At 40.5% G+C, this 25,929-nt stretch carries 21 protein-coding genes; 9 read left to right on the forward strand and 12 right to left on the reverse strand.

Features of this window, described 5'->3' with window-relative positions; all coding sequences use genetic code 11:
* Positions 1 to 212: 212 nt before the first annotated feature.
* From M2132_RS02990 to M2132_RS03005, 4 genes are all read right to left on the reverse strand, one after another.
* Entirely contained in the window at positions 213 to 1,133 is a 921-nt protein-coding gene (locus M2132_RS02990; RefSeq protein ID WP_280671210.1) for an NAD(P)-dependent oxidoreductase, read from the reverse strand.
* Positions 1,134 to 1,156: 23 nt separating this feature from the next.
* Positions 1,157 to 2,227, reverse strand: a complete 1,071-nt coding sequence (gene serC / locus M2132_RS02995) for a 3-phosphoserine/phosphohydroxythreonine transaminase (RefSeq protein ID WP_280671211.1) — start codon at positions 2,225 to 2,227, stop codon at positions 1,157 to 1,159.
* A gap of 244 nt (positions 2,228 to 2,471) precedes the next feature.
* A complete protein-coding gene (locus M2132_RS03000) occupies positions 2,472 to 3,383 on the reverse strand; it encodes a bifunctional 2-polyprenyl-6-hydroxyphenol methylase/3-demethylubiquinol 3-O-methyltransferase UbiG (RefSeq protein ID WP_280671212.1) in 912 nt (303 codons plus the stop codon).
* 11 nt (positions 3,384 to 3,394) lie between these two features.
* Positions 3,395 to 5,539, reverse strand: coding sequence for a S9 family peptidase (locus M2132_RS03005; RefSeq protein WP_280671213.1), 2,145 nt, complete (start codon positions 5,537 to 5,539; stop codon positions 3,395 to 3,397).
* Positions 5,540 to 5,761: 222 nt separating this feature from the next.
* On the opposite strand from M2132_RS03005, the gene M2132_RS03010 reads away from it, so the two are divergent.
* The 7 genes from M2132_RS03010 to M2132_RS03040 all read left to right on the forward strand — a co-directional run bounded on the left by M2132_RS03010 (position 5,762) and on the right by M2132_RS03040 (position 13,574).
* The gene (locus M2132_RS03010; RefSeq protein ID WP_280671214.1) at positions 5,762 to 6,832 is read left to right on the forward strand and encodes a glycosyltransferase family 4 protein; all 1,071 of its coding nucleotides are present in this window, start codon (positions 5,762 to 5,764) and stop codon (positions 6,830 to 6,832) included.
* A gap of 215 nt (positions 6,833 to 7,047) precedes the next feature.
* Positions 7,048 to 8,181 carry a DUF4369 domain-containing protein gene (locus M2132_RS03015; RefSeq protein ID WP_280671215.1) on the forward strand — a complete coding sequence of 378 codons (1,134 nt, stop codon included), beginning with the start codon at positions 7,048 to 7,050 and terminating at the stop codon, positions 8,179 to 8,181.
* 17 nt (positions 8,182 to 8,198) lie between these two features.
* On the forward strand, positions 8,199 to 9,080 hold the full coding sequence (locus M2132_RS03020) for a hypothetical protein (RefSeq protein ID WP_280671216.1): 882 nt from the start codon (positions 8,199 to 8,201) through the stop codon (positions 9,078 to 9,080).
* A 101-nt stretch (positions 9,081 to 9,181) separates the two neighbouring features.
* Positions 9,182 to 10,723 carry a YifB family Mg chelatase-like AAA ATPase gene (locus M2132_RS03025; protein WP_280671217.1) on the forward strand — a complete coding sequence of 514 codons (1,542 nt, stop codon included), beginning with the start codon at positions 9,182 to 9,184 and terminating at the stop codon, positions 10,721 to 10,723.
* A gap of 69 nt (positions 10,724 to 10,792) precedes the next feature.
* Positions 10,793 to 11,398, forward strand: coding sequence for a DUF4254 domain-containing protein (locus M2132_RS03030; RefSeq protein WP_280671218.1), 606 nt, complete (start codon positions 10,793 to 10,795; stop codon positions 11,396 to 11,398).
* 19 nt (positions 11,399 to 11,417) lie between these two features.
* Complete coding sequence (locus tag M2132_RS03035) at positions 11,418 to 12,452, forward strand: glycosyltransferase family 9 protein (RefSeq protein WP_280671219.1); 1,035 nt, start codon at positions 11,418 to 11,420, stop codon at positions 12,450 to 12,452.
* A 6-nt stretch (positions 12,453 to 12,458) separates the two neighbouring features.
* On the forward strand, positions 12,459 to 13,574 hold the full coding sequence (locus tag M2132_RS03040) for a glycosyltransferase (RefSeq protein ID WP_280671220.1): 1,116 nt from the start codon (positions 12,459 to 12,461) through the stop codon (positions 13,572 to 13,574).
* 18 nt (positions 13,575 to 13,592) lie between these two features.
* Here the strand turns inward: M2132_RS03040 and mutS are convergent, their stop codons facing one another.
* From mutS to mce, 5 genes are all read right to left on the reverse strand, one after another.
* Positions 13,593 to 16,175, reverse strand: coding sequence for a DNA mismatch repair protein MutS (gene mutS, locus M2132_RS03045; RefSeq protein WP_280671357.1), 2,583 nt, complete (start codon positions 16,173 to 16,175; stop codon positions 13,593 to 13,595).
* A gap of 156 nt (positions 16,176 to 16,331) precedes the next feature.
* On the reverse strand, positions 16,332 to 16,745 hold the full coding sequence (locus tag M2132_RS03050) for a biotin/lipoyl-containing protein (protein ID WP_280671221.1): 414 nt from the start codon (positions 16,743 to 16,745) through the stop codon (positions 16,332 to 16,334).
* A gap of 15 nt (positions 16,746 to 16,760) precedes the next feature.
* Positions 16,761 to 16,934, reverse strand: a complete 174-nt coding sequence (locus tag M2132_RS03055; protein ID WP_280671222.1) for a hypothetical protein — start codon at positions 16,932 to 16,934, stop codon at positions 16,761 to 16,763.
* Positions 16,935 to 16,963: 29 nt separating this feature from the next.
* A complete protein-coding gene (locus M2132_RS03060) occupies positions 16,964 to 18,523 on the reverse strand; it encodes an acyl-CoA carboxylase subunit beta (RefSeq protein WP_280671224.1) in 1,560 nt (519 codons plus the stop codon).
* 43 nt (positions 18,524 to 18,566) lie between these two features.
* The gene (gene mce / locus M2132_RS03065) at positions 18,567 to 18,980 is read right to left on the reverse strand and encodes a methylmalonyl-CoA epimerase (protein ID WP_280671226.1); all 414 of its coding nucleotides are present in this window, start codon (positions 18,978 to 18,980) and stop codon (positions 18,567 to 18,569) included.
* 407 nt (positions 18,981 to 19,387) lie between these two features.
* On the opposite strand from mce, the gene ppk1 reads away from it, so the two are divergent.
* On the forward strand, positions 19,388 to 21,448 hold the full coding sequence (gene ppk1, locus M2132_RS03070; protein WP_280671228.1) for a polyphosphate kinase 1: 2,061 nt from the start codon (positions 19,388 to 19,390) through the stop codon (positions 21,446 to 21,448).
* Positions 21,445 to 22,359, forward strand: a complete 915-nt coding sequence (locus M2132_RS03075; RefSeq protein ID WP_280671229.1) for a hypothetical protein — start codon at positions 21,445 to 21,447, stop codon at positions 22,357 to 22,359. Before ppk1 ends, M2132_RS03075 begins: the two co-directional genes overlap by 4 nt.
* Before the next feature lie 11 nt (positions 22,360 to 22,370).
* On the opposite strand, the gene M2132_RS03080 is transcribed toward M2132_RS03075, so the two are convergent.
* The 3 genes from M2132_RS03080 to M2132_RS03090 form a co-directional block, all read right to left on the reverse strand.
* Complete coding sequence (locus M2132_RS03080) at positions 22,371 to 23,132, reverse strand: YaaA family protein (RefSeq protein ID WP_280671231.1); 762 nt, start codon at positions 23,130 to 23,132, stop codon at positions 22,371 to 22,373.
* A gap of 51 nt (positions 23,133 to 23,183) precedes the next feature.
* Positions 23,184 to 23,762, reverse strand: a complete 579-nt coding sequence (locus tag M2132_RS03085; protein WP_280671233.1) for a hypothetical protein — start codon at positions 23,760 to 23,762, stop codon at positions 23,184 to 23,186.
* A 269-nt stretch (positions 23,763 to 24,031) separates the two neighbouring features.
* Positions 24,032 to 25,813 carry a biotin/lipoyl-containing protein gene (locus M2132_RS03090; RefSeq protein WP_280671234.1) on the reverse strand — a complete coding sequence of 594 codons (1,782 nt, stop codon included), beginning with the start codon at positions 25,811 to 25,813 and terminating at the stop codon, positions 24,032 to 24,034.
* Positions 25,814 to 25,929: the final 116 nt, after the last annotated feature.

A 25,929-nucleotide genomic window follows, 5' to 3' on the forward strand; every position in this document is an offset into this window, starting at 1 on the left:
ATTTAGTAATGCTGTATAAAAATCTAGTGCAATGCAAATATAACATTATATTAATTAAGACAAAGGTTTTTACCAATTTATTTTATCAAATTATTCTCCATAACACCTAATCTCCCCTATCCTTTCATACTAATAGCTCTGTGGAGAAGCAAAAAAAAGAGACTATCTCCATTCTCGGAAATAGTCTCTTTAATATTATAAAAGAGGATTTCTTATTTGTTCACACGGAAACGTTCGTTGCCTGTTGCAAAGAAATCAACAATTTGTTTCGCGGCAGCAATACCTGCATTAACGTTTGCTTCAGCAGTTTGAGCTCCCATCTTTTTAGGAGTTGAGAAATATCTGCCTTCAAATTTTTCCGCAAGTTCAGCATGATTACCAGGCATAATGTCGGTAACATATTTGAAGTCTGCACGGTCTGTCAACAATTTCACCATTTCGGCTTCGTTGATAACTTCTTTACGAGCAGTGTTGATAAGAACCGCTTTTTTAGGCATCTTGTTCAACAAATCGTAATTGATTGAGTTTTTAGTCTCGGCAGTTGCAGGGATGTGCAAAGAAATGAACTGACATGTTTTGTACAATTCTTCTGCACTGGCAACAGCTTTCACACCTTCTTTCTCAATAGCTTCGGCCGAAAGGAATGGGTCGTAAGCATAAACTTCCATGTTGAACCCTTTAGCTATACGAGCTACATTGCGGCCAACATTTCCGTAGGCATGGATACCCAATTTTTTACCTCCAAGCTCAGAGCCCGATGTTCCGTTAAACATATTACGAACAGCATATACAGCCAAACCTAAAGCAAGTTCCGCAACAGCGTTTGCATTTTGTCCGGGAGTGTTCATAACACAGATTTTATTTGCGGTAGCAGTCTCAAGGTCTACATTATCGAAGCCTGCACCTGCGCGAACCACAATCTTTAGGTTTTTGCCTGCATCAAGAACCGCTTTGTCGAATATATCGCTGCGAATGATAGCAGCATCAGCCGTAGCAACAGCATCCAATAGCTGTTGTTTGTCAGTATATTTTTCGAGCAAGGCAAGTTCGTGACCAGCTTTTTCAATTTCTGCTCTAATTCCGTTCACAGCCTCAGCTGCAAAAGGTTTGTCGGTTGCAATAAGTACTTTCATAACTAACTATTCTATACTTATTATTATTTAATTTTCTTTTCAAATTCTTGCATGCAGTCAACCAAAGCTTGTACGCTTTCGATAGGGCAAGCATTGTAAGTAGAAGCACGGAAGCCACCAACCGAACGGTGTCCTTTGATACCAACCATTCCTCTTTCTTTAGCAAATGCCATGAAATCGGCTTCTTTGTCTTTATAACCTTCGGCCATAACGAAGCAGATATTCATCAAAGAACGGTCTTCTTTCTTAGCTGTACCCACAAACACAGAGTTACGATCAATTTCGTTATAAAGAAGATCGGCTTTTTGTTTGTTGATTTTGTACATCGCTTCCAATCCACCAAGTTCTTTTACCCATTTCAATGTTTCGTGCATCACGAAAATAGGGAATACAGGAGGTGTATTGAACATAGAATCTTCTTTCATGTGTGTGCGATAGTCAAGCATTGTAGGAATTTGACGATCTACTTTTCCTAAAATATCTTCACGAATGATGATGAAAGTAACACCGGCTGGACCTACGTTCTTTTGTGCACCACCATAAATCATAGCATATTTAGAAACATCTACCGGACGGCTCATGATATCAGACGACATGTCGGCGATCAAGTTTACAGGGCAATCCATATCTGTATGGATTTCTGTTCCGTAGATAGTATTGTTTGTAGTGATGTGGAAATAATCCGCATCAGTTGGTATCTTATAATCTTTAGGAATATAAGAATAGTTTGCGTCTTCAGAAGAAGCAACGATTTCTACTTCGCCAAACAATTTAGCTTCTTTTGCCGCTTTCTTTGCCCAAACACCTGTTTGCAAATAGGCTGCTTTTTTGTTCAAAAGATTGAAAGGCACATAGCAGAATTGTGTGCTGGCACCACCACCAACAAAGATTACTCTGTAACCTTCGGGTATGTTTAACAAATCTTTCCATAATTGTTCAGTTTCTGCCATAATACGTTCCCAACCTGGTGTACGGTGAGAAATTTCTAAAAGACCGATACCTGTTCCGTCGAAATCTTTTATTGCCGCAATTGCAGAATCAATTGCTGATTTTGGTAAAACACAAGGTCCTGCGTTAAAATTATGCTTCTTCATAACTGTAGAAAAATTAATAATTGTTTTATATGTTTTAAAATAACAAAGTTCAAAATTAATAAATATTCCGCTACTTGCCTCCGAAAAATCGAAAACAATTACGCAGAATATTTTACTGCAAAGGTTAAACAAATTTGTTTCAAAAGCATCTTTACAAACATGCTTTTAAGCACTTTTCACTTTCATTATGACAGCAAACAACTCTCTGAGCATTGTTTCTCTTTTGAAAAATCAGAAAAAAAATCTAATTATCCGCCTTTTTTGTAGCACAAATCCAAGCTGTAAGATATTCCATTTGGTTCCGAGATCCTTTAAAATCCTTATTGAGATATCTTTTCATCGAAGAAAACATTTCCTCGCCTAAAATATTATTCGAATAAACAGAAATATTTTCCCAACCAAATTCCGAAAGAGCTTCTTCATATTTATATGGTCTTGTCCTGTTTGGTGTACTTTGCGTACTCAATAAGCTATAGAGCCATTGCGGATAACGATATATATTGTTAGGATCTTTTTCTCGTATCCATCTTGAATGGGTTTGCAAATCAACCAGAATTATAAACTTACCACCCGGACCAACCACCGAACTTACATTTTTTATCGTTTCCTTAACATTGTCGAAATGTTCAAATGCCGCATTACTAAAAATAATATCTACTTTCTCCTCGTCATCTAACGCTTTCTTTATATCAAAATCTTTTCTGCATACATAATTAAGCCTACTTTTTTCTTTATTTTTAAGTTTGACAAACTCTTCTTGTAAAGGAACGGTATCGATATTCATTGTTTTTTTAAAATAGACGAATAATTGTTCATAAAATTTATCGGGTACATTCGCTACTAAATCATAAATATCGACAGCCGTATATTTTTTTGCCCCTTTTGCCAAAAGAGATAGTCCTATACCTAAATCTGACCCCGGACCTAATTCCAATATACTTTTATCTTTTAGTAAATCTCCTTCAGATTTTGTATAATTCTTCAATTGTTTTAACCAATCGTCTACAATGTTCAGATCGTATTCAATACAACGTTGAACTTCTTCAGTAGTAAATGGTTTAGGTGTATATCCATAAATAGATTTTCGCACTTTTGCCAAAAGAAGAAATAAGATTCCGGCAAAAAAATGGAAATAATTAATGAGTAAGTTTTTCATTTTCGAGTTTTTCATTTTAAAAAGTTATCAAAATAACGTGTTATATGCTCATGCAGATGCACACGATCCTTTCCTCTCATGTTATGTCCATGGCCGGGATAGACAAAAAAATCGGGATGCGTTCCATTACTGATAGCCGATTTCAGGAACTGTAAACTATGCTGCATCACCACAGTAGGGTCTTCGTCGCCATGTATTATCAACAGGCGGCCACTTAAATCGCCCGCGCGGTCTACCATGTTTGTTTCTTTATATCCTTCAGGATTTTCTTGGGGCGAATCCATGTAGCGTTCGCCATACATTATTTCGTAATACTTCCAATCGGTAACAGGACCTCCGGCAACACCTACTTTAAATGTTTCCGGATGGCGAAGCATGAGGTTTAGGGTCATAAAACCGCCAAAACTCCAACCATGCACACCTATGCGGTTCGCATCAACATAGGGCAAAGATTTCAGGTATTCAACTCCCGTCATCTGATCTTGTGTTTCTACGATACCCAACCGGCGATGGGTTATGCTTTCAAAATCGTGCCCCCTATAAGACGTCCCTCTATTGTCAAGAGTGAAAACAATATATCCTTTCTGCGCCATATAGATATCCCAGCCACGCACAGAATTCCATCCGTTATTTACCATTTGCGAATGAGGGCCTCCATATACATAAATAACAACGGGATATTTCTCGGACGGATTAAAATCTGTTGGTTTAACCATACGGTAATACAAATCGGTTTTTCCGTCATTGGCTTTAAGGTGCGAAACCGTTATCTCCGGCATATCAATTCCCTCGAAAGGATTTTTTGCCTCATGAACGATATGTACCTTATCCGATTTAGTATCTATCACCGCCACTTTGCCCGGAATGGCCAGCGACGAATACGTATCGCAAATGTAGCGACCCGACACACTTAACAGAGCGGTGTGCATTCCGGCTTCTCCCGATAATTTTGTACGGATTCCTGTTTTTATATTTAACTTGTAAATATGGTTTTCTATTGGCGACTCTTCGGCCGAAACAATAAACAGGTTCTCTCCTTTTTCGTCAAAACCTACAACAGAAAGAACGTCCCAACGACCCGATGTTATTTGCTTCAACAACTTACCATCCGTATTATACAAATAAAGATGATTGTGCCCGTCGCGTTCGCTTTGCCAAACAAATTGCGAAGGAGTATTTTTAAGGAATAGAACAGGATGTTCGGGCTCAACATACCGGCTATTGGTTTCAGTAAACAGGGTGGCTTCAAGTTCGCCTGTTTCCGCATTATACCGGTTCAGCAGGCATGTATCCTGCCCACGGTTCACTTCAGCCACATAAATACTTTTCTCGTCAGGGCTCCACGCTATATTGGTCAGGTATTTTTCTTTCGGAAGTCCCGTTTTCAGATAAATTACTGTCCTATTAGCTGGATTATAAACACCAACTGTAACTTCATGGCTATTCATACCCGCCATCGGATATTTTATGTTTTTTAGTTTTGCTTCCCTGGCCGATATATCGACCAACGGATAATCGCCGACCATTGTCTGATCCATGCGATAAAAAGCCAACATTGTTCCTTTGGGCGACCAGGAAGTGCCCTTCGTTATTCCAAATTCATTACGATGCACGTCTGCCCCACCATAAGTAATATACTCTTCCTCCTCGGCCGAAACCGCCAAGGGAGACACAACTCCGGCAAGCGATACAAACAAGTTATTATCTACGGTATAAGCCAACCTATTGCTTTGAGGCGAAAAATCAAGATTCCCTGCATTCTTTGGGTAAACGAACGAAGCTATAAAATCTCGTTTTTCGAGGTCAAAAAGAAGCTTCTCCATCATGCCATTATCCGTTTCCGTATCGAAAGCGATGATATTATCTTTATCGGGATACGGAAAACTAAGGGCATTTATAGTGGATATCTTCTTATTTTTTGATTGAAACAAACCGTTAAGACCTTCCAACGTAAAAAGAACTTCCTTTTTACCTTTCTCCGTGAGGGAGACTGATATTACAGAATCACCTTCGACACACAGCAGTTTATCGCCCCACCAACGCAAATTGTGTGGCATTTGCGGGCGGTAATTATTATAGGTACTCCCACCGGGGATAAGGTCGTCCAAGCTTAAGGAATAACCTCCGGACTGTTGTGCAGGGATAGTCAATGTCATCAATAAACAAATTAAAGAAATGGTTCTTTTCAGCATTTTCTCCTAAGTATTAAGATTCTTTTTAAGTTACGAGCAAAATTAAACATTTTGAATGTGCGCCGCAACAATCCTTTCGTATTTTACGATACACAAAACTCCTATTTATTTTCTGATAAAAATTATGCTAAAATATCCATTTTTAATGAGTAACTGTTTTACTTTTGTTGAAAATTATTTGTGCCCGTGTGTAACAAAAAAATAAATTTCATCCTTCCTTTCAAACCCCGCCGTCCGGCAGGAGGTTTCAGGGTAATGTATGAATATGCAAATCGTTTGGCTAAGAAAGGCTATTGTGTGCATCTCACATTTCCCATCTTTACGCCATACATGAATTACAGGCTTCCTTATTTCGTAAGGCTTATGCTTTCCAAATTAGAAGGTTTCGGGCGAAACAAGTGGTTCGACTTCGATCCTTCAATAACGATGTCGTACGTGCCCAGAGTAGAAGAAAAATATATACCCGATGCCGATATTGTTATAGCCACTTGGTGGTCTACGGTTTTGGAGATGGGAGCTTTAAGCCCCAGTAAAGGCCGAAAGATAAACCTGATACAGGGCTTCGAGAACTGGGAAGGGCACGAGGATTTGCTTTATTCGTCGTACAACATAAAAAACACTACCAACATTGTGGTTGCCTCCTACCTTAAAGACATAGTGAGCCAACATACAAGCAACAGAGTGGAGCTGATAACAAACGGTATAGACAACTCGGTGTTTCACATCACCAAACAAATAAACGCCCGAAAACCCTCAACAGTGGCCATGTTGTATTCCGAACAAGAGATAAAAGGTTCTAAATACGGCCTTGAGGCCTTAAAGCTGGTAAAGGAGAGAGTTCCCGAATTAGAAGTAGAGTTATTCGGAATATCGCCCCCTCCCGATTCTTTGCCCGGTTGGATAAAGTACAATCGCGATCCTGCCGATTTATGCAGTGTTTACAACGGCAATGCTATATTCATATCCAACAGTTTTACCGAAGGGTTCGGACTGGTGTCGGTCGAAGCCATGCTTTGCGGCTGCGCATTGGTTTGCACAAACATTGATGGGCACAAAGAATACGCCTTCGACGGTAAAACCGCCCTGCTTACCGAAGTGCGTAATCCGGAGCAGATGGCCGAAAAAATAATTTCCCTGATAGAAAACACCGACTACCGCATAAAACTTGCCCAACAAGGGCATGACTACGCTCAAATATTTGATTGGAAAAATTCTATCGAAAAAATGGAAGCCGTTATAAAAAGTTTATTACCCTAAACAACGCTAATACATATTTCATAATCGTACCCCTCTTGCGGAAAATATTTAACCCCGGTATTCGTTTACAATAAACGGGCGGTAATAGCTGTTTTACTCATTCGCAATTAGTTAAAGTTGCCTTTAGGGTAAACAAAATGAAGAAAAATTTGTTTTAATTAACATAAATAACGAAAAATTAATATCTTTGTATTTTCTAATTATCTGAAGAAGCAATGAAAATAACCAAACATATACTCTACTGTACTGTAATCTTGTTGGCACTAATACTTCTTGTATCAGCCTGCAAGAAAGAGAACGGCAAGATATTTTCGATAGAAGGTAAGCTCGAAAACACGAACGGATCTTATCTTTTGTTTATAAAAGAATTGCCAACCGATACACTTGCCATTGATACCATTAAAATAGACAAAGACGGAAGTTTTTCGTTTAAATCGGAAATCGACACTTTAACTTTTGCCCGTTTATTTTTTAATCAGCAAGGTCGTGCCATAAGTGTGTTTGTAGACAAAGGATGGAAAATAAAAATATCGGGCGATGCAAGCACCCCCGACCTTGTGGAGGTAAGCGGTGGCGAAGCCAACGACGACCTCACCGACTTTAAGAAAAAGAACAAAAGCCTTCTGGCAAAAAGAAACCGGATATATAAGGATTTAGAGAATAAAAAAGGTGATTCAGAATCGCTGCAAACAGAACTGATGAATATAAGTTTTGAACTGACTGGCAAAGCCCGCGACTATATAAAAAAGAATCCGGCCAAGATAGCCAGTGTTGTCATCATTCACCATTTCTATAAAGACAATTCTATGGCCGACCGTCTTGAAGAACAGTTGAATTCACTGCAAAGTCCCGCCAAAAGCTTTTACCTGACAGAAGAATTGCATTTGTTCAATCAGTCGATAAAACAATCGAGGGTGGGTGCGCAGGCTCCCTATTTTTCGCTACCCGATATTAACGGTAAGCGAATGTCCTTGAACGACTTTAGGGGTAAGTATGTTCTATTATCATTCCTATCGGCTGTATGCCCTGTATGCGAGGCTAATATGCCATATCTATTGGATGCCTCAAAGGCTTTGAAGCAAAAGAAAATGGATGTGAAATTTATGTCCATATATCTCGATTCGGATAAAAAAGTTGTGAAGGATAAAAAAAACTCACTGCCTGCCGATTGGATAACACTTATTGACGTACAGGAATGGGCTGCCGAACCGGTAAGCACTTATAATATAACCGAAATACCGTATAGCATCTTGATTTCGCCCGAAGGCAAGATCGTAGAACGGGGAATCTCCGCAACCGAACTCGTCTCCAAACTTGAAGAGCTGATTAAAAATAACAATAAACAGTAACCTCGAGTATGTAGTCTATGAAGAAGACATTAATCAATATCTTTTTGGTTTTTATTCTTATAACCAGCGTTTCCATTTCGGGTTATTCGTTACATTTGCCTCTATCCACTCCTTTATATGTCCCCATCGATTCTCTCTCGAAAGAACATTTATACTATGATGTCGAACCGGACTTTAAAGGAGACTTTTTTACTTATGAAATAGACGGAAAGAACTTCTCATTCAAAACAAAAACTGATTTTAAATATCATCCCGCGATTTCAGCTGACACTATTCAACACACAAGAAATGAAACTCGTTTATTTTTTAATAAGCTTGTTTCCTTCACCAAAGATTCAATTTACGTATCGGCTTATTATCAAAAACATTCTATTCATAACAATGAGACAGGCAAATTAGTCAAAATAAGAAGTATTGGCATCAACAAACAAGATTTAATAGGCTTGCAATTACTTTTTTACCCGGAAGGCTCAAAGTCGGTACAAAACCATTTGGCTGCTGGATACTCCATTATTCCCGGAAAGAAAAAAGGCATTACCAACCACATAGTGGAACTTGGTTTTTCGAGAATTACATCTCATGACAGAATATTTGCAACTTCTTACTATGCATCTAATGAATTTGCATTTAATAAAAACAAGTTTTATATCGGCCCCAAAATTGGAGGACAGATTTCTTTTCTTTTTTTGGGGTTAGGAAGCGAATTTGTGTATTATACCGACTTTAAAAACACATCCTTGCAATGGGTTCCGTTCTTTTACTTAGGGTTTGGAAACTATAAACTACATTTCGATGGGCGTGTACCAATATACAATAAAAAATTTCAGAACATGAATAACTTTTCTATTGGCTTCTCTATGCCTATTTTCCCCTTATCAAAAAGAAAAGCCAAATTATAGTATTGTATTACATAAATAACAAACCATAGCTCCTTTTCTTTTTTCTGTGGCGATTTCTTTTTACATTTGCTTGTATAACCAAGAATTATAACTCTATTTAAATGCTCGCAAAAGTATTTGGCGCTGCCGTTCAAGGCATTAACGCAAACATCATAACCATAGAAGTAAACTGTTCTAAAGGCATAAAATTTATGCTCGTTGGCTTGCCCGATGCTTCGGTGAAAGAGAGTCACGAACGCATTATTTCCGCATTACAGGTAAACGGCTATAAATTTCCACGGCAACAGGTGGTCATAAATATGTCGCCCGCCGATATCCGCAAAGAAGGTTCGGCCTACGATTTGCCTTTAGCAATCGGAATTTTAGCTGCCTCCGAAAGTGTATCGACTCAGAAACTCGAAGAATATATCATCATGGGCGAACTTTCGCTCGACGGAACCATTCTGCCCATAAAAGGCGTCTTGCCGATAGCCATAAAAGCTCGTGAGCAAGGCTTCAAAGGATTCATCCTACCCCGGAGCAATGCCCGCGAAGCAGCCGTTGTAAACAATATGGACGTTTATGGGGTAGACAACATAAAAGAAGTTATAGATTTTTTCAATGACCAATCAACGCTACAACCAACAGTCATAGATACAAGAGCCGAATTTAACCGTACGGGCAACAACTTTGAATTCGATTTTTCGGACGTGAAAGGTCAGGAAAACGTGAAACGTGCTCTCGAAGTAGCTGCCGCAGGTGGCCATAATGCCATAATGATAGGTCCACCCGGAGCCGGTAAGTCAATGATGGCAAAGCGCATACCCTCAATATTACCGCCATTTACTTTGCACGAAGCACTCGAAACAACCAAAATACACAGCGTTGCCGGAAAGATAGGCATAGAAACTTCTTTGATGAAGCAACGCCCCTTCAGGGCGCCACACCATACCATTTCGGACGTTGCAATGGTGGGAGGCGGTGCATATCCGCAACCGGGCGAAATAAGCCTTGCCCATAATGGAGTACTTTTTCTGGATGAACTACCCGAATTCAACCGCAGTGTACTTGAAGTAATGCGTCAGCCACTCGAGGATAGGAAGATAAATATATCACGTTCCAAATTTTCGGTCGAATATCCGTCCGGATTTATGTTGATAGCATCCATGAACCCTTGTCCGTGCGGTTACTATAACCACCCTGACAAAGACTGTATTTGCCCGCAGGGAGCCGTACACAAATACCTGAATAAAATATCAGGCCCATTGCTGGACCGTATAGATATACAGATTGAAATAACACCCGTACCTTTCGAAAAAATATCGGACAAAACATCCGCCGAAAGCAGTTCCCATATCAGGGAGAGGGTAATAAAAGCCCGCGAAATACAATCCGTACGTTATAGCAGTGAAGATGGCATTTATTGCAATGCGCAAATGACCAGCAAGCATCTGCAAGAGTACGCCTCGCCCGACGAGGCCGGTCTTAAACTCTTAAAAACAGCCATGAACAGGTTTAACCTATCGGCCAGAGCCTACGACCGTATCCTTAAAGTAGCCCGTACAATAGCCGACCTTGAAGAGTCAGCAACAATTAAGTCCACCCACTTGGCCGAAGCAATTAATTATCGGAATCTGGACAGGGAAAATTGGGCAAATCAATAAAATATTTTGAAACAACATTAATTAATCCTACTTTTGTAAAATAAATTTAATTTAATAGACCCCTTAGAGATGAGCTTTACAGATTTGAGCAATAATATATTCGATACCGTAATTGCAGATTATCATCATAACGACCATGTGGATACTCCCATCAAAAACCCTTATGAGGTAAGATCGATCGAATATTATTTATATCTCAAAAATTGGATTGACACAGTTCAATGGCACTTGGAGGATATTATACGAAATCCTCAAATAGATCCTGTTGAAGCTCTTGCTCTGAAACGCCGTATAGACAAATCGAATCAAGATAGAACCGATCTGGTAGAACTGATAGACAGCTATTTCCTTGACAAATACAAAGAAGTAAAACCCAAGGCTAATGCTCAGATAAACACAGAAAGCCCGGCTTGGGCCATAGACCGCCTGTCTATCCTTGCCTTGAAAATATACCATATGCAGCAAGAGGCAAACCGTACAGATGCTGATGCAGCCCATCGCGAAGTATGTAAAAAGAAACTCGATGTATTGCTCGAACAGCGCACCGATCTATCGACTGCCATCAACGAATTGCTTGCTGATATAGAGAACGGCAATAAATACATGAAAGTTTACAAACAGATGAAAATGTATAACGACCCTACATTAAACCCTGTTTTGTACGAAAAGAAATAAATTTACAAAACTATTCTGAATGCCAAGAATATTAGTTGTTCGTATATCTTCTTTTGGCGATGTGGCAATGCTTGTTCCAGTTATTACCTCTGTTGCCGCAAGATATCCTCAATCCCGATTTTCAGTACTGACACGTCCTGCTTTCACGCCGCTATTCAACAATTTAGGGTTTAATATTAATACTATTCCCCTCGATACGGATAAGCGTCACAAAGGCTTTCGTTTTTTAAAGATATTGGGCAAATTACATAGAAAACGCTTTACTGAAGTTGTAGACGTTCACGATGTGCTTCGCTCAAAGGTTATACGAAGAAGCTTATGGCTGACAGGTGTAAAAACAGCCTATATAGATAAGGGCCGCTTAGAAAAAGCCGAGATGGTAAGCACCAAACGGACACAACCACCCCTCAAGTCGACTATCGAAAGGTACTTCGAAGTATTTGAACGGGCTGGTTATAAGGCCGATATGTCTTTTTCAAACTTTTTCGATTTCTCTAATACCGACTTCTACCAGCTGCGGAGTGTTGTTGCTGAAAAAAAGGGACGTTGGATTGCAATAGCTCCGTTTGCTAAACACAGAGAAAAGATATATCCTCTCGAAAAAATGGAAAAGGTGATAGCGACCCTATCGAAAAACCCGGAAAATAATATATTCCTTTTTGTTGGTGGCAAAGGCGAATCGGAGGTTGCCAACAAGTGGTGTGCTAAATATCCCAATACAATCAATACAGCCCAAAAGCTAAACCTCAGCAACGAACTCTTGCTGATGTATTATATGGATGTTATGATATCCATGGATTCGGCCAATATGCACTTGGCGTCTATCGTGCAAGTTCCTGTTGTTTCCATATGGGGAGCTACCCACCCCAGTTTAGGGTTTTACGGGTTTAAGCAAGACCCCGACAACGCCATTCAGATAGACCTTGATTGCCGTCCATGTTCTGTTTACGGAGAAATTCCGTGTGTGAGAGGCGATTACGCCTGCATGAACGGAATAAACGAACAGGTGATTGTTGATAAAGTGGAAGATATTCTGGCTAAGAAACAAAAGTAGACTGCCATGAAAATAGCTATTCTTTCTCCTTTCTATCCTTTTCGTGGAGGGATTGCTTCGTTTAGCGATTGTTTGTACACAGAGCTAAGCAAAGAGGATGAAGTAGAAGCATTTTCATATACAACCATGTATCCGTCTTTTCTTTTTCCGGGAAAGACACAATATGTAGATAACCCCGATAGTGGAAAGTCGAAAGCCAGCACGGTTCTGAGCAGTGTAAATCCACTGTCGTACATATCTGCCGCAAAAAAAATAAACAAGTACCATCCCGATATACTTATCGTTGCTTATTGGATGCCTTTTATGGCTCCTGCCTTGGGTAGCGTTTGCCGGCTTATAAAAAAAGACATTAAAATACTGGCATTGGTTCACAATGCTATCCCTCACGAAAGGAGTTTCATAGATGTTCCTTTTGCCAAATATTTCTTCGGCCGATGCGATGGTTTTATTGCTATGAGCCAACCTGTTAAGCAAGACTTAGAACAGTTGATGCCGCATGCGCGCGTTTTGTTGAATCCGCACCCTATATACGACCAGTATGGCGACCGCTTCCACAAAGCAGAAGCCTGCAAGCAACTGGGTGTAAAACCTGAAAAGAAAACGCTTCTGTTTTTCGGGCTTATCCGCGATTACAAAGGACTTGATTTGCTTATCCAGGCTATGTCATATCTGAACGACAGCTACCAACTGATTATCGGCGGAGAATGTTACGGCGACTTCAAGAAATATCAGGATCTGATAGATGCTTCGCCCCTGAAAGATAATATAAAGATATTTGAACAATATATTCCCGACGAAATGGTATCGCCTCTGTTTTCGGCTTCCGATGCACTTGTGCTACCCTACCGTTCGGCTACTCAGAGCGGAGTTGTTGCCCTTGCATATCAACTGGAACTACCTATGGTAGCAACCGATGTGGGAGCCTTGGGACAAGCCATCAGAGAATCGAATACAGGGATTGTGGTTGAAGAAATCGCACCCGAAGCTATTGCCTGCGGAATAAAACAGTATTTCGAAGTTGATGGGAAATCGTCTTTCCTACCGGGGATTCTTTCCGAAAAGAAGAGGCTTTCGTGGTCGTCTTTCGCCCAATCGTTCAGAAAATTCGCGCAAGATTTATAAATTCGTACTCTTCCCTGTTTATTTTCCTTTCACTATTTTCTTTATTTCATTGAGTTTATTCAAGGCATCGACTGGTGTCAGGTTGTTCACATCGAGCGAGAGTATTTCGTCGCGCACCTGACTCAAAACGGGATCGTCCAACTGGAAGAAACTCAACTGCAAGCCTTCGCGCTGTTCTCTGATTGCTTTCATCGGTTTTGCTATGCCCTGTTTACGGTTATCGGTCTCTAACTGAGCTAAAATATCGGATGCACGCTTCACTATGCTTGGAGGCATTCCCGCCATTTTTGCCACATGGATACCAAAACTGTGTTCGCTTCCGCCTTTCACCAGCTTACGCAAAAAGATTACCTTATTATCTATTTCCTTTACAGACACATTGTAATTTTTTATCCGTTTGAACGATTTTTCCATTTCGTTCAGTTCGTGATAATGTGTTGCAAAAAGTGTCTTCGCTTTTGCTTTAGGGTGTTCATGGATATGCTCCACTATTGCCCAAGCGATAGATATACCGTCGTAAGTACTGGTACCACGCCCCAATTCGTCGAAAAGCACAAGGCTTCTGTCCGAAAGGTTATTCAAGATATCGGCTGCTTCGTTCATCTCTACCATGAAGGTCGATTCGCCCAACGATATATTATCGGAAGCCCCCACACGGGTAAATATCTTGTCTACAAGTCCTATCCGGGCCGATTCGGCAGGAACAAAACTTCCGGCCTGCGCCATCAGTGTTATCAAAGCCGTTTGCCGCAACAATGCCGACTTACCCGCCATGTTTGGCCCCGTTATGATGATAATTTGCTGCGCCTTACTGTCAAGATGCACATCATTGGCGATGTATGGCTCGCCAAGCGGCAATTGCTTTTCTATAACAGGGTGGCGACCTGCTTTTATATCCAACACATCCGAATCTATAACATCAGGACGCACGTATTTATTCTCCCCGGCTACCTTTGCAAACGAAAGCAAACAATCTATGCGGGCTATAAGGTTTGCATTGCGCTGTATAACAGGTATATATTCCGTTATACTCTCTACCAGATTGTTGTACAAGGTTGTTTCGAGCGCCAGTATTTTTTCTTCCGCCCCCAAAATCTTTTCTTCGTAATCTTTCAGTTCTTGTGTAATATACCGTTCGGCGTTGACGAGCGTTTGCTTACGTATCCAGTCGGCAGGAACTTTATCCTTATGGGTATTGCGGACTTCTATATAATAACCGAAAACATTATTGAAACTTATTTTGAGCGAAGAAATTCCTGTTGCTTCCGTTTCGCGCTGCTGTATCTGCATCAGGTAATCTTTGCCCGAGAAAGCTATTTCGCGCAGGCTATCCAACTCTTCGTTAACACCTTTGCGAATTATATTTCCACGATTTACCTGCGCCGGAGGATCGTTTTGTATCTCACGTTCTATCCGGTCTCTTACCGGAGGGCAAAAGTCCAATTGTTCTCCAATTTTCCTCAAGGTGTGTTCTTCCAAATCCAGAAAAGCATTGCGCACAGGCTCAATAGCATTGAGAGCAACCTTAAGTTGAACCACTTCGCGGGGAGTGACGCGCCCAACGGCCACTTTCGATACGATACGCTCCAAATCGCCAATCAGCGATAGCTGTTCCTCCAAAAGCTGCTTCAATTGCGGGTCACGAAAAAAATATTCCACCACATTCAGCCTATCGTTAATAGGCTCTACCTCTTTGAGTGGAAAAACCAGCCAACGACGCAACATACGCGCACCCATAGGCGAAACCGTACGATCTAAAACATTCAACAGCGACTTGCCCCCTTCGTTCATCGTGGAAATCACTTCCAAGCTACGCACCGTGAATTTGTCTAAACGCACATAGCGGTCTTCTTCTATTCGCGAGAGTGTTGTTATATGTCTTATCTGGCAATGCTGTGTAATGTCCAGATAATGCAGTATTGTTCCCGCAGCAATGATTCCGTCGTAAAGTTGAGCCACACCAAAACCTTTCAGGTTTTTTGTCTCAAAATGCTTCAATAGCCTGTCGTTTGCGGCATCGGCAGTAAAAACCCAATCTTCGAGCTCGAAGGTAAAAAAACGTGAACCGAAATATTCTTCAAACGGTTTTTTCTTGTCGCGCTCTATCAGCACCTCTTTGGGCGAGAAATTGGCCAGTAGTTTGTCTATATACTCCTGCTGTCCCTCGGTTACAAGAAATTCACCTGTCGAAATATCAAGAAATGAAATACCTATATTTTTTTTCGCAAAATGAATAGCACAGAGAAAATTATTCTCTTTGTGGTTCAACACATTGTCATTGATAGATACTCCGGGAGTAACCAGTTCGGTGATACCTCTTTTAACAAGAGTCTTTGTCATCTTGGGGTCTTCCAACTGATCGCAAATAGCTACACGCCTACCCGCACGGACAAGTTTTGGCAGATAAGTATCCAACGCATGATGTGGAAAGCCGGCAAGTTCAACAAACTGGGCCGCCCCGTTAGAACGTTGGGTAAGAGTAATACCCAGAATATTGGAAGTATCGATAGCGTCCTGCAAAAAAGTCTCGTAAAAGTCGCCTACACGAAAAAGTAATATTGCGTCAGGATGTTTACTTTTAATCTCGAAATACTGCTTCATCAGCGGGGTTTCTGCAACTTTTTTCGCCACGGTTCTATCGTTTTATGTGAATAAACAAAGGTAGAAAAACTTTTTAAAGATTCCATCGCTCAAAACAAAGTCCCTTTGCAAAAAATTGCAAAGGGACTTCACATCCATATAACTAAATATAGTTTTTTACTCTATTGTAAGGATAGTTACACCTTCAAGGATAGAATCACCGGCATTAACGCTGATAGAAGCAACTTTACCCGAAACAGGGGCGTTGATTGCGTTTTCCATCTTCATAGCTTCAAGCACGGCAACAACATCGCCCTTATTTACAGCATCGCCCACCTTAACCTTGATATCAACAATGATACCGGGAAGTGGCGATTTGATAGTACCGGCACCCGAACCTGCGGCAGCAGGAGCCGAAGACGCGCTTGCAACAGGACGTTGTATTTTTGGCGCGGCGGCAGGCTCTTCTTTTTTCTCCAACTCTACCTTATAAGAAGCTCCGTTTACGGTTACTTCCGCCAACTGGTCTTCAAACTTGTCAACGGCTACTTCGTACTCTTTGCCGTTTATTTTATATTTAAACGTTTTCATATATCTAACTCGTTTTTACATTTTGTTTGGTTGTTGTCTAAACAGCAATTCTTTGGCCGCCCATGGCAGATACTCCTGTGGCTGTCTCTTAATTGTCAGCACATTGCTTTCCACATCATGCACTTCGTCCTGAAGCTCATAGATAGCCATTGCAATAGCTGCTAAGACATCGTTATTAATTTCGCTCATAATTTTCTTTCTTTTTTCTCGGTTAGAAATTATAGAGGCAGGTTATCATGCTTTTTAGCAGGATTAACTTGTTGTTTTGTTCTCAATTGCTCTAAAGCGCGAATCACACGGAAACGAGTGTTACGAGGTTCAATAACATCGTCGATATAACCATAACGGGCTGCATTGTAAGGATTGCAGAACAGTTTGTTATACTCATCTTTCTTAGCGGCTGCCACTTCTGCTTGTTTAGCAGGATCGGTTTCGGCTTTAATTTCTTTAGCATACAATACTTCTGCCGCTCCATCGGCACCCATAACTGCAATTTCGGCAGTTGGCCATGCGTAGTTGATGTCGCCACGAAGTTGTTTACAGCTCATCACGATGTGCGAACCTCCGTACGATTTACGCAAAGTAACTGTTACTTTTGGCACAGTAGCCTCACCGTAAGCATAAAGGAGTTTTGCTCCGTGAGTGATAACACCGCCGTATTCTTGTCCTGTTCCGGGAAGGAATCCGGGAACGTCTACCAAAGTTACGAGAGGAATATTGAAAGCATCGCAGAAACGTACAAAACGTGCAGCCTTACGCGAAGCATTGATGTCAAGAACACCAGCCATATATTTAGGCTGATTGGCTACAATACCCACTGACTGTCCGTTCATACGAGAGAAACCTACGATAATATTTTTAGCATAGTTTGCATGTACTTCAAGGAACTCGCCGTTGTCAACAACAGAACCTATTACGTCATACATATCGTATGCCTTGTTAGGATTGTCAGGAATGATATCGTTCAACAAATCGTCCATACGGGCAATCGGGTCGGTACATTCTTTGCGTGGAGCTTCTTCGCGGTTGTTAGAAGGAAGGAAGCTGTATAGTTTCTTGATAAGTTCTATACCTTCGTCTTCGTTAGCAACAGAGAACTGAGCAACCCCCGATTTTGTTGTATGCACACCTGCACCACCAAGTTCTTCTTGGGTTACATCTTCGCCTGTTACGGTTTTAACAACTTTTGGTCCTGTAAGGAACATATAAGAGCTACCTTCTGTCATCAAAATGAAGTCGGTAAGAGCAGGAGAGTAAACAGCACCACCGGCACAAGGACCAAAGATTGCTGAAATCTGAGGAATAACTCCCGAAGCAAGGATATTGCGTTGGAAGATTTCAGAATATCCCGCCAATGCGTTCACACCTTCTTGTATACGCGCACCACCCGAGTCGTTGATACCGATGCAAGGAGCACCTACTTTCATTGCCATATCCATTACTTTACAGATTTTCATTGCCATTGTTTCGGACAACGAACCACCTATAACCGTGAAGTCTTGAGCAAACACATAAACCAAACGACCGTCCATAGTTCCGCAACCGGTTACAACACCATCGCCCAAGAATTTAATTTTTTCCTGACCAAAGTTTGTGCAACGATGCTCTACAAACATATCGAACTCTTCGAAACTGCCTTCGTCTAACAACAAGGCAACACGTTCACGCGCAGTGTACTTTCCTTTTGCATGTTGGGCTTCAATTCTTTTTTCACCACCACCAAGGCGGGCTTTTGCACGAAGCTCAATAAGCTCTTTTACTTTTTCAAGTTGGCTCATATTCTTTTATTTTGATTCTAAGAAATTAATTTTCAGTAAGTTTTTATTTTTTAGGGTCTTCGCACAGCTCTGTAAGCACGCTGCATGTTGATTTAGGATGAAGGAAAGCAATATTCAAACCTTCGGCTCCGCCACGAGGCGCTTTATCTATAAGCTGAACGCCTTTTGCTTCAAGTTCGCCCAAAGCATTGGCAACACCATCGGCTACCGCAAAAGCAAGGTGATGGATACCTTCGCCTTTTTTCTCGATAAACTTAGCGATAGTACTGTCTGGACTGGTTGGTTCAAGAAGCTCTATTTTTGTTTGTCCTACCTTAAAGAAGGCAGTTTTCACTTTCTGGTCTTCAACAACTTCAATGTTATAACACTTCATGCCCAACACTCCTTCGTAGTATGGAAGGCTTTCTTCAATGCTTTTCACAGCAATACCAAGATGTTCAATATGCGAAATATTCATGATCTATTTTATTATAAATAAGTTAGTATTTTGAATTAATGCCTGCAAATTTACTATTAAATTATCAAAGAACGGGAAAATATAAGCAGGAAAAAAAGATGCTTTTGATTATGTCATTATGCTTTTCACTTTATTTAAGTTCTAACATTATAATCCTCTATATTTTCCATTGGAGGGAATAACCCACCGTTTTTGCTTACTTTTTGATTATGCGCCAACAAAAACAGCCCCTTATCCGGTTGGTTTATCTCTATTATTACCTCAAATAGGAACTATATCTTGAAAAACATAGTTTCCCGTCTCGTTTCATCCCGAAAAAAATTATACCTTGCATAATTATGGCGGCGCATACCATAAAACACACTGCGCTTCAAAAGCCCGTTAACATTACCCGAAATTGTAGTAAAATGATTATAAACAACCGTGAATTAAGTTGGCTCACGTTCAACGACAGAGTGCTTCAGGAAGCACAAGACATGAATGTGCCCTTGCTGGAAAGGCTTCGCTTTCTGGGGATTTTCTCTAACAATCACGATCAGTTTGTTAAGGTACGTGTAGCAAATGTTGTGCGTCAGGCACGAACAAAAGGAAAACTGTCTGTAAAAAACACAGACAACTTTTTGCCCAAAGAATTGCTGCAAAAAATAAACGAACACACCAAAAACGCCCAATCTATATTCATAGACACATACTACAATGTTTTGTCTGAAATGGAAAAGCAAGGCATTTATGTGGTGAACGAAACACAGCTCAACAATAAGCAAATAAAGTTTTGCCGTGAGTATTTTTCTAACATCATCAGTCCTCGCTTGGTTTTGCTCATTATCCGTAAATCCATACAACTGCCTTTTCTCAAAGACGACAATGTGTATCATGCCGTTAAAATGAGTTCGGGCAAAACCGACGGCAACAAATACGCAATCATACAGATACCTGTCAGTTCTGCCTGTCCGCGTTTTGTTGTACTGCCATCGAAAAAGAATAAAAACAAAATCATCTTTATTGACGACATCATCCGCTTGTGTCTGGACGAAATATTCTTTATGTTCTCCTACAAGGAAATATCGGCCTATGCCTTCAAAATCATGCGTGATGCCCAATTGACATTCAACGACGATATATCAAAAAGCATCATTGATAAAATGAAAGAAGGCTTGGAAGATCGTTTACACGGACAACCTATACGCCTGATCTACGATAAGGAGATGCCGCAAGATTTATTCTCCATCATTGCCACCAAACTGAAGTTAGCCGACAGCAAGTACCTCGAAGCAGGCGACCGCTACCATATGTTGAAAGATTTGATGAGATTTCCCAAAGTGCGCCCTTCGCTCGAATACTGCAACCCTACTCCACTCACCCACCCCGACATAAAACCTTTTTCGAGCATACTGAAAGTTATTGAGAAAAAAGATATATTGCTCAATTATCCATACCATACATTCAATCACTTTCTCGATTTTCTGCGCGAAGCAGCTATCGACCCCAAGGTGAAAAGCATATATATAACCCTTTACCGTACTGCCGAACGGTCGAAAGTAATACGTACCCTCATCAATGCCGCAAAAAATGGTAAGGAAGTAGTGGTATTGGTTGAGCTGACAGCCCGTTTTGACGAAGAGCAGAATATAGAAAGCACCGATATGTTACAAAAAAGAGGTGTAAAGGTTATCCATGGCATAAACGGCATAAAAGTACATAGCAAACTGGTACTTGTGGAACGTAAGGAAGGAAGCGCAACAAAAGGTTATGCGTACATCGGCACAGGAAACTTCAACGAATCGTCGGCACAGATATATAGCGATCTCGGCCTGTTTACCGCCAACCAACATATAGTAAACGACGCGCGTGCTATATTCGACTTTTTCCGGAATACCCACAAACGTTTCGTTTGCAAGAAACTGCTTGTATCGCCCTACCATATGCGCTCCCAATTAAAAGACCTTATAGACCAAGAAATAAGCAATGCCCGCCGGAACAAACCGGCTTCGATATGTGCCAAACTGAACAACTTGACCGACGAAACCATGATAAAACATCTTTACAAGGCCAGTCAGGCAGGAGTAAAGATTAGGCTTATTGTGCGGAGTGCCTGCTGTTTGCAACCACAGGTAAAAGGACTGAGCGAAAATATAGAAGTAATAAGTATTGTAGATAAGTATCTGGAACATTCGCGCCTCGCCATTTTTCATAACAACGGCAAAGAACAGGTATATATAATGAGTGCCGATTGGATGCCTCGCAACCTTGATAGGCGTGTAGAAGTGGGAACACCCATCTTCGATGACAAAATACGCCAAACAATAAAAGATATTTTTGAAATACAGTGGGCCGATAATGTTAAGGCTCGCAACCTAACTGTATTTGGCAATAACAATTATGTACATAGGGAATATAATACTAAGATACGGCGCTCTCAAACCGAACTGTACGAGTATTATCGCCTCAAAACAGAAATAAAAAAATGAACACAAGCACATTTGCAGCCATAGATATAGGTTCGAACGCCGTTCGGTTACTTATAAATAACAAAGAAGAACTCCCCGAAAACAGCGACTTTAAAAAAGTTGCTTACCTGCGTGTACCTATCCGCTTAGGCGAAGATGTTTTCACCTCAGGGTATATAAGCGACGAAAAATGTTCGCTGTTATGTGAAACCATGAAAGGCTTTGCGCTTATTTTAAAAGCCTATAATGTTGACTATTACAGGGGATGTGCCACCAGTGCTATGCGTGATGCAAAGAATGGAGCAGAGGTAATAGATGCTATACACCAAAAATCCGGACTAAATATAGAAATAATCAGCGGTAGTGAAGAAGCTGACATCATTCACGAAGCCGGGGGCCTGCAAAAGTTTAAGACACTCAATCTGACAAAGAACCTGCTCTATATTGATGTAGGTGGTGGCAGCACAGAAGCATTAGCTTATAGCAGCGAAAAAAAAGTTGCCGGCTATTCTTTCCAGGTAGGTACGGTGCGAATGTTGGCTAATGCGGTACAAACCAATGTTTGCAGCAATTTTAAAGAAAAAATAACCGATATCTATAATCAATACGGTCCCTTCAATATTATTGCCTCAGGCGGAAATATCAACAAAGTATATAAAATTCTGAAAAAACGGGAAGGAGAATCCATCAAGAAATCCGAACTGGAAGAGCTTTATCAATCTTTAAGCAACATGACTTACGAAGAACGCATGCTCAATTATCAGCTTAACTCATATCGTGCCGATGTTATTATTCCCGCAATCCATATTTTCCTTACTATTATACAAATATGCCAAGTAAGCGAAATATATGTACCTAAAATCGGCTTGGTAGATGGCATTATTCGTAGATTATACAAAATGGAACATCCCCGGTTAGAAAGTTTGGATTAAAGTAAGATAAGTCATCTTACAAATACATATTCATTTCCGTTCGACAGGCGTGGAGAGAAAGTATAGCCTTCGTAATCGAAAGCTTTTACCGACTCCGTATCTTCAATTCTATTAACCAGAACGAACCGTGCCAACAATCCACGGGCTTTTTTGGTGTGTACCACCACTTGCCTGTATCCGGAATCGGTTTGTTGCTTAAACACAGGGGTTATTATTTGCGAATGTTTCGATATAGTTTTAACGTCAATTGCTTTTGTATATTCGTCCGACGCCAGATTCAGCCATACATTCCCATTCTCACCAAGGGCTTTACTCAAATATTGAGTAGTAGCCTCCCTCCAATAAGCATACAGGTTTTCTCCTGAACTATTTCGCAGTTTTGCTTGCATCTCCAACCGATATGGCTTTATCGCATCTAACGGACGCAAAACGCCATACAAGCCCGACTGAATAAGCAATCGACTCTGAGCATAATGCAAATCGGAGGCTGTCATGCTGCCTGCACCCAATCCCGAAAAAGCAATTCCGTTGTAAGCAAATACCGCTTGTTTGCGGGGAGTACGTTCATCATCAAAACCATGTATGTATTGGAAAACCTCAATAGCCTGAGTCGGATTTATCTTCATCAGCCTTTTTATTGCATCCATATCAAGCCGCATCAACAAGGTATTCAGGTCCTCCGCTTTTTCTTGAAAAGGCGCAACTGTCAACTCTTGCATCAGGGCAGGAGTTCCGAAGTTCATCAATTTGGCAGGCGAAAGGGTTATTATCATAAAGCCATCAGATATTCTATAGACTCCAAAAATACACAAAAAGCCCTGCGGTTAATCATAAAACAGTCTGTATTTCAAGAGTAAACCTTCTTTCGGACTAATATTAAGCGGTGCATATTGACATGTATTGCAATGCCCCTTTACAAACGAATAGTTTACCTTCTTACTTGTACCTAACGTTATATTAAAGTCCTCAACAGGCGAAGTTCCCCGTTTTTCAACAAACTCTACTCCAATAAAAAAAGAAGAAAGGTTTCCTACAAAAGCAGGAGCTTCCGAGAAATCACAATAGACCCGTTGCCCTACTTTTTTTGTCACAAAGTAATCGTAACCTCGGTACAAAACAGTATTCCCGGGCTTGTTATTCACCGAATTAACTATAATAGGTCTAAGATAGAACCCTTCGTTCTTTGAGTCGCTCCATTTATTATTAAAGAAAAATTCTATTCCTTTTACATATTGGGCATTTTTTGTAGGTGTTACCAATGAAATTACCGAAGCAAATCCTTTACACGAAGTTTTAACTTCTTTCTTTATATTAGATTTCAATATCTTTGCTTTCGTAGGATATATAATAACCTCATCTAATATAATAACTTTTTCTGCTGCTTCATCTTGTGCGTAAACCATACTAAAGGAATAGCATAAGCAAAAAACAAGTAGGATGGTTTTCTTTAAAATATTCATTTCTTCTAATTCACTTTATGGTATTATCATTACTTTTTCCAAGTAATAAATTTTTATTGATATCGCCAAATATTTATTTCCTTAAATAATAATGTGACTTATATGCTTACATTGCATCAAATATATACCAGAAAATCAAACTGTTAAAACAGCAGAAAGCCCTGCGGTTGCAACAACCACAGGGCTTTCTTATTTGAAAATAATATTGTCTTTTAGTTGATATAAGCCAATACTTGGTTTTTCTGTACTTTATCGCCTTGTTTAGTTTCGATTTGTACAATCTTACCAGAAGTCAATGCTTTAACTTCTTCAATACCATAATATGTTTGAACGAAGCACACTACATCACCTTCTTTTACTGTTGTACCTACAACAGGTGCTGTTGAAACATCGTCAACATCAACTTGCCAAAGAACCTGTCCGCTAACTGTTGCCTGCAATGGTTTAGCATCCGGATACTTAGCCTGGATAGCTTCCGCGTCGAAACGAGGAACTTCAACCACCTCGCGTGTAACAACGATTGGCGCACCGGCTTTAGCTCTTGCAGCCTCAACTTCTTTGTTGAAACGTTCTTTTGCAAGACCCGATTTATAGTCACGGTATTGACGGTCGTGCATAGCAAGTTCGAACAATTCTTCATCGTCCTGACCATAATCCCAACCGTTTTCGTCCATTTCTTTGCGGTATTTATCCAATTCGTCAGGATACTCGTCTTGAGGATTTCCTGTATAGAATTCCATTCCTTTCGATTTAGCCAATTCAACGATTTCGTCGTCCAATTTGCCAGGAAGTTTACCAGCTTTACCAAGAATCATACCCCAACTGTCTTTGTCGATGTTAGAGAAACGAGGTTGACCTTGAGCCATTGCAAAGATATTCATCAACGCGATGTTCTTAACATATTGGCTGAATGGTGTTACCAATGGAGGATAACCAAGTTTAGGCCATACATATTCTACTTCTTGGAATAGTTGAACCACAAGGTCGTTGAGCGACACTTCCGATTTACCATTATTACGAAGAGCCATGTTGATAGCAGGGTGCATAGTGCGCAAGTCGGCCATCATAGAACCCATCATACCACCAGGAAGACCACAACCTACAAGAAGCGAATTCATTTGCTTGTTAGATGGGTCGATAAAATATCCCAAGAAATCGTCGATGAAAGATTGTGTTAAAGCACGAGCTTCCATATAGGCATTCATATTGATTTCAGGAACAGAGAAACCTGCGTCCTTCAACATTGCCTGTATTGTGATAACATCGGGATGAATCATACCCCACGATAGAGGGTCGATAGCTGTATCCAGATAATCGGCTCCGGCTTTTGCTACTTCCAACATAGAAGCAACAGAGAATCCCGGACCTGTATGACCGTGATATTCAATAGGAATATTTGGGTGACGGTCTTTAAGGGCTTTTGTTAGTTTACCCAAGAATGCAGGACGACCAACACCGGCCATGTCTTTCAAACAAAACTCATCGGCACCGAAGTCTACTAACTTATCGGCCAAGTCAACATAATAGTCTACTGTATGAACAGGAGAACTAGTGATACAAAGAGCAGTTTGTGAAATCATTCCTGCTTCTTTGGCATATTTTACAGAAAGTTCAAGGTTACGAGGGTCATTCAATCCGCAGAAAGAACGAGATATATTTGTACCCTGAGCACATTTTACTTTAAACATTAATTGGCGTACATCCTTTGGTACAGGATACATACGCAAGGCATTAAGACCACGTTCCAACATATGAGTTTGGATACCCACTTTGTTGAAAGGCGCTGTCCATTCGCGAACCGCTTTATTTGGGTTCTCGCCATACATAAGGTTAACCTGCTCAAAAGCACCACCATTGGTTTCTACACGAGCAAAGCAGCCCATATCGATGATAACGGGTGCGATTTGTGTCAATTGGTCTACACGGGGCTGGTATTTACCAGAAGATTGCCACATGTCCCGATAGACAAGACTAAATTTGATTTCTCTTCCCATAATATTTTTCTATATTGTTTTTATTAGATTTTAAACACGGATATCAACATAAAGTTCTCTCTAAACTATTACCGACTGTGCCAATAATAGTTTCATTTCTAAAATCCCACAAATTT

It is taken from the genome of Dysgonomonas sp. PH5-45, assembly GCF_029893235.1.
Taxonomy (GTDB): Bacteria; Bacteroidota; Bacteroidia; order Bacteroidales; family Dysgonomonadaceae; genus UBA1309.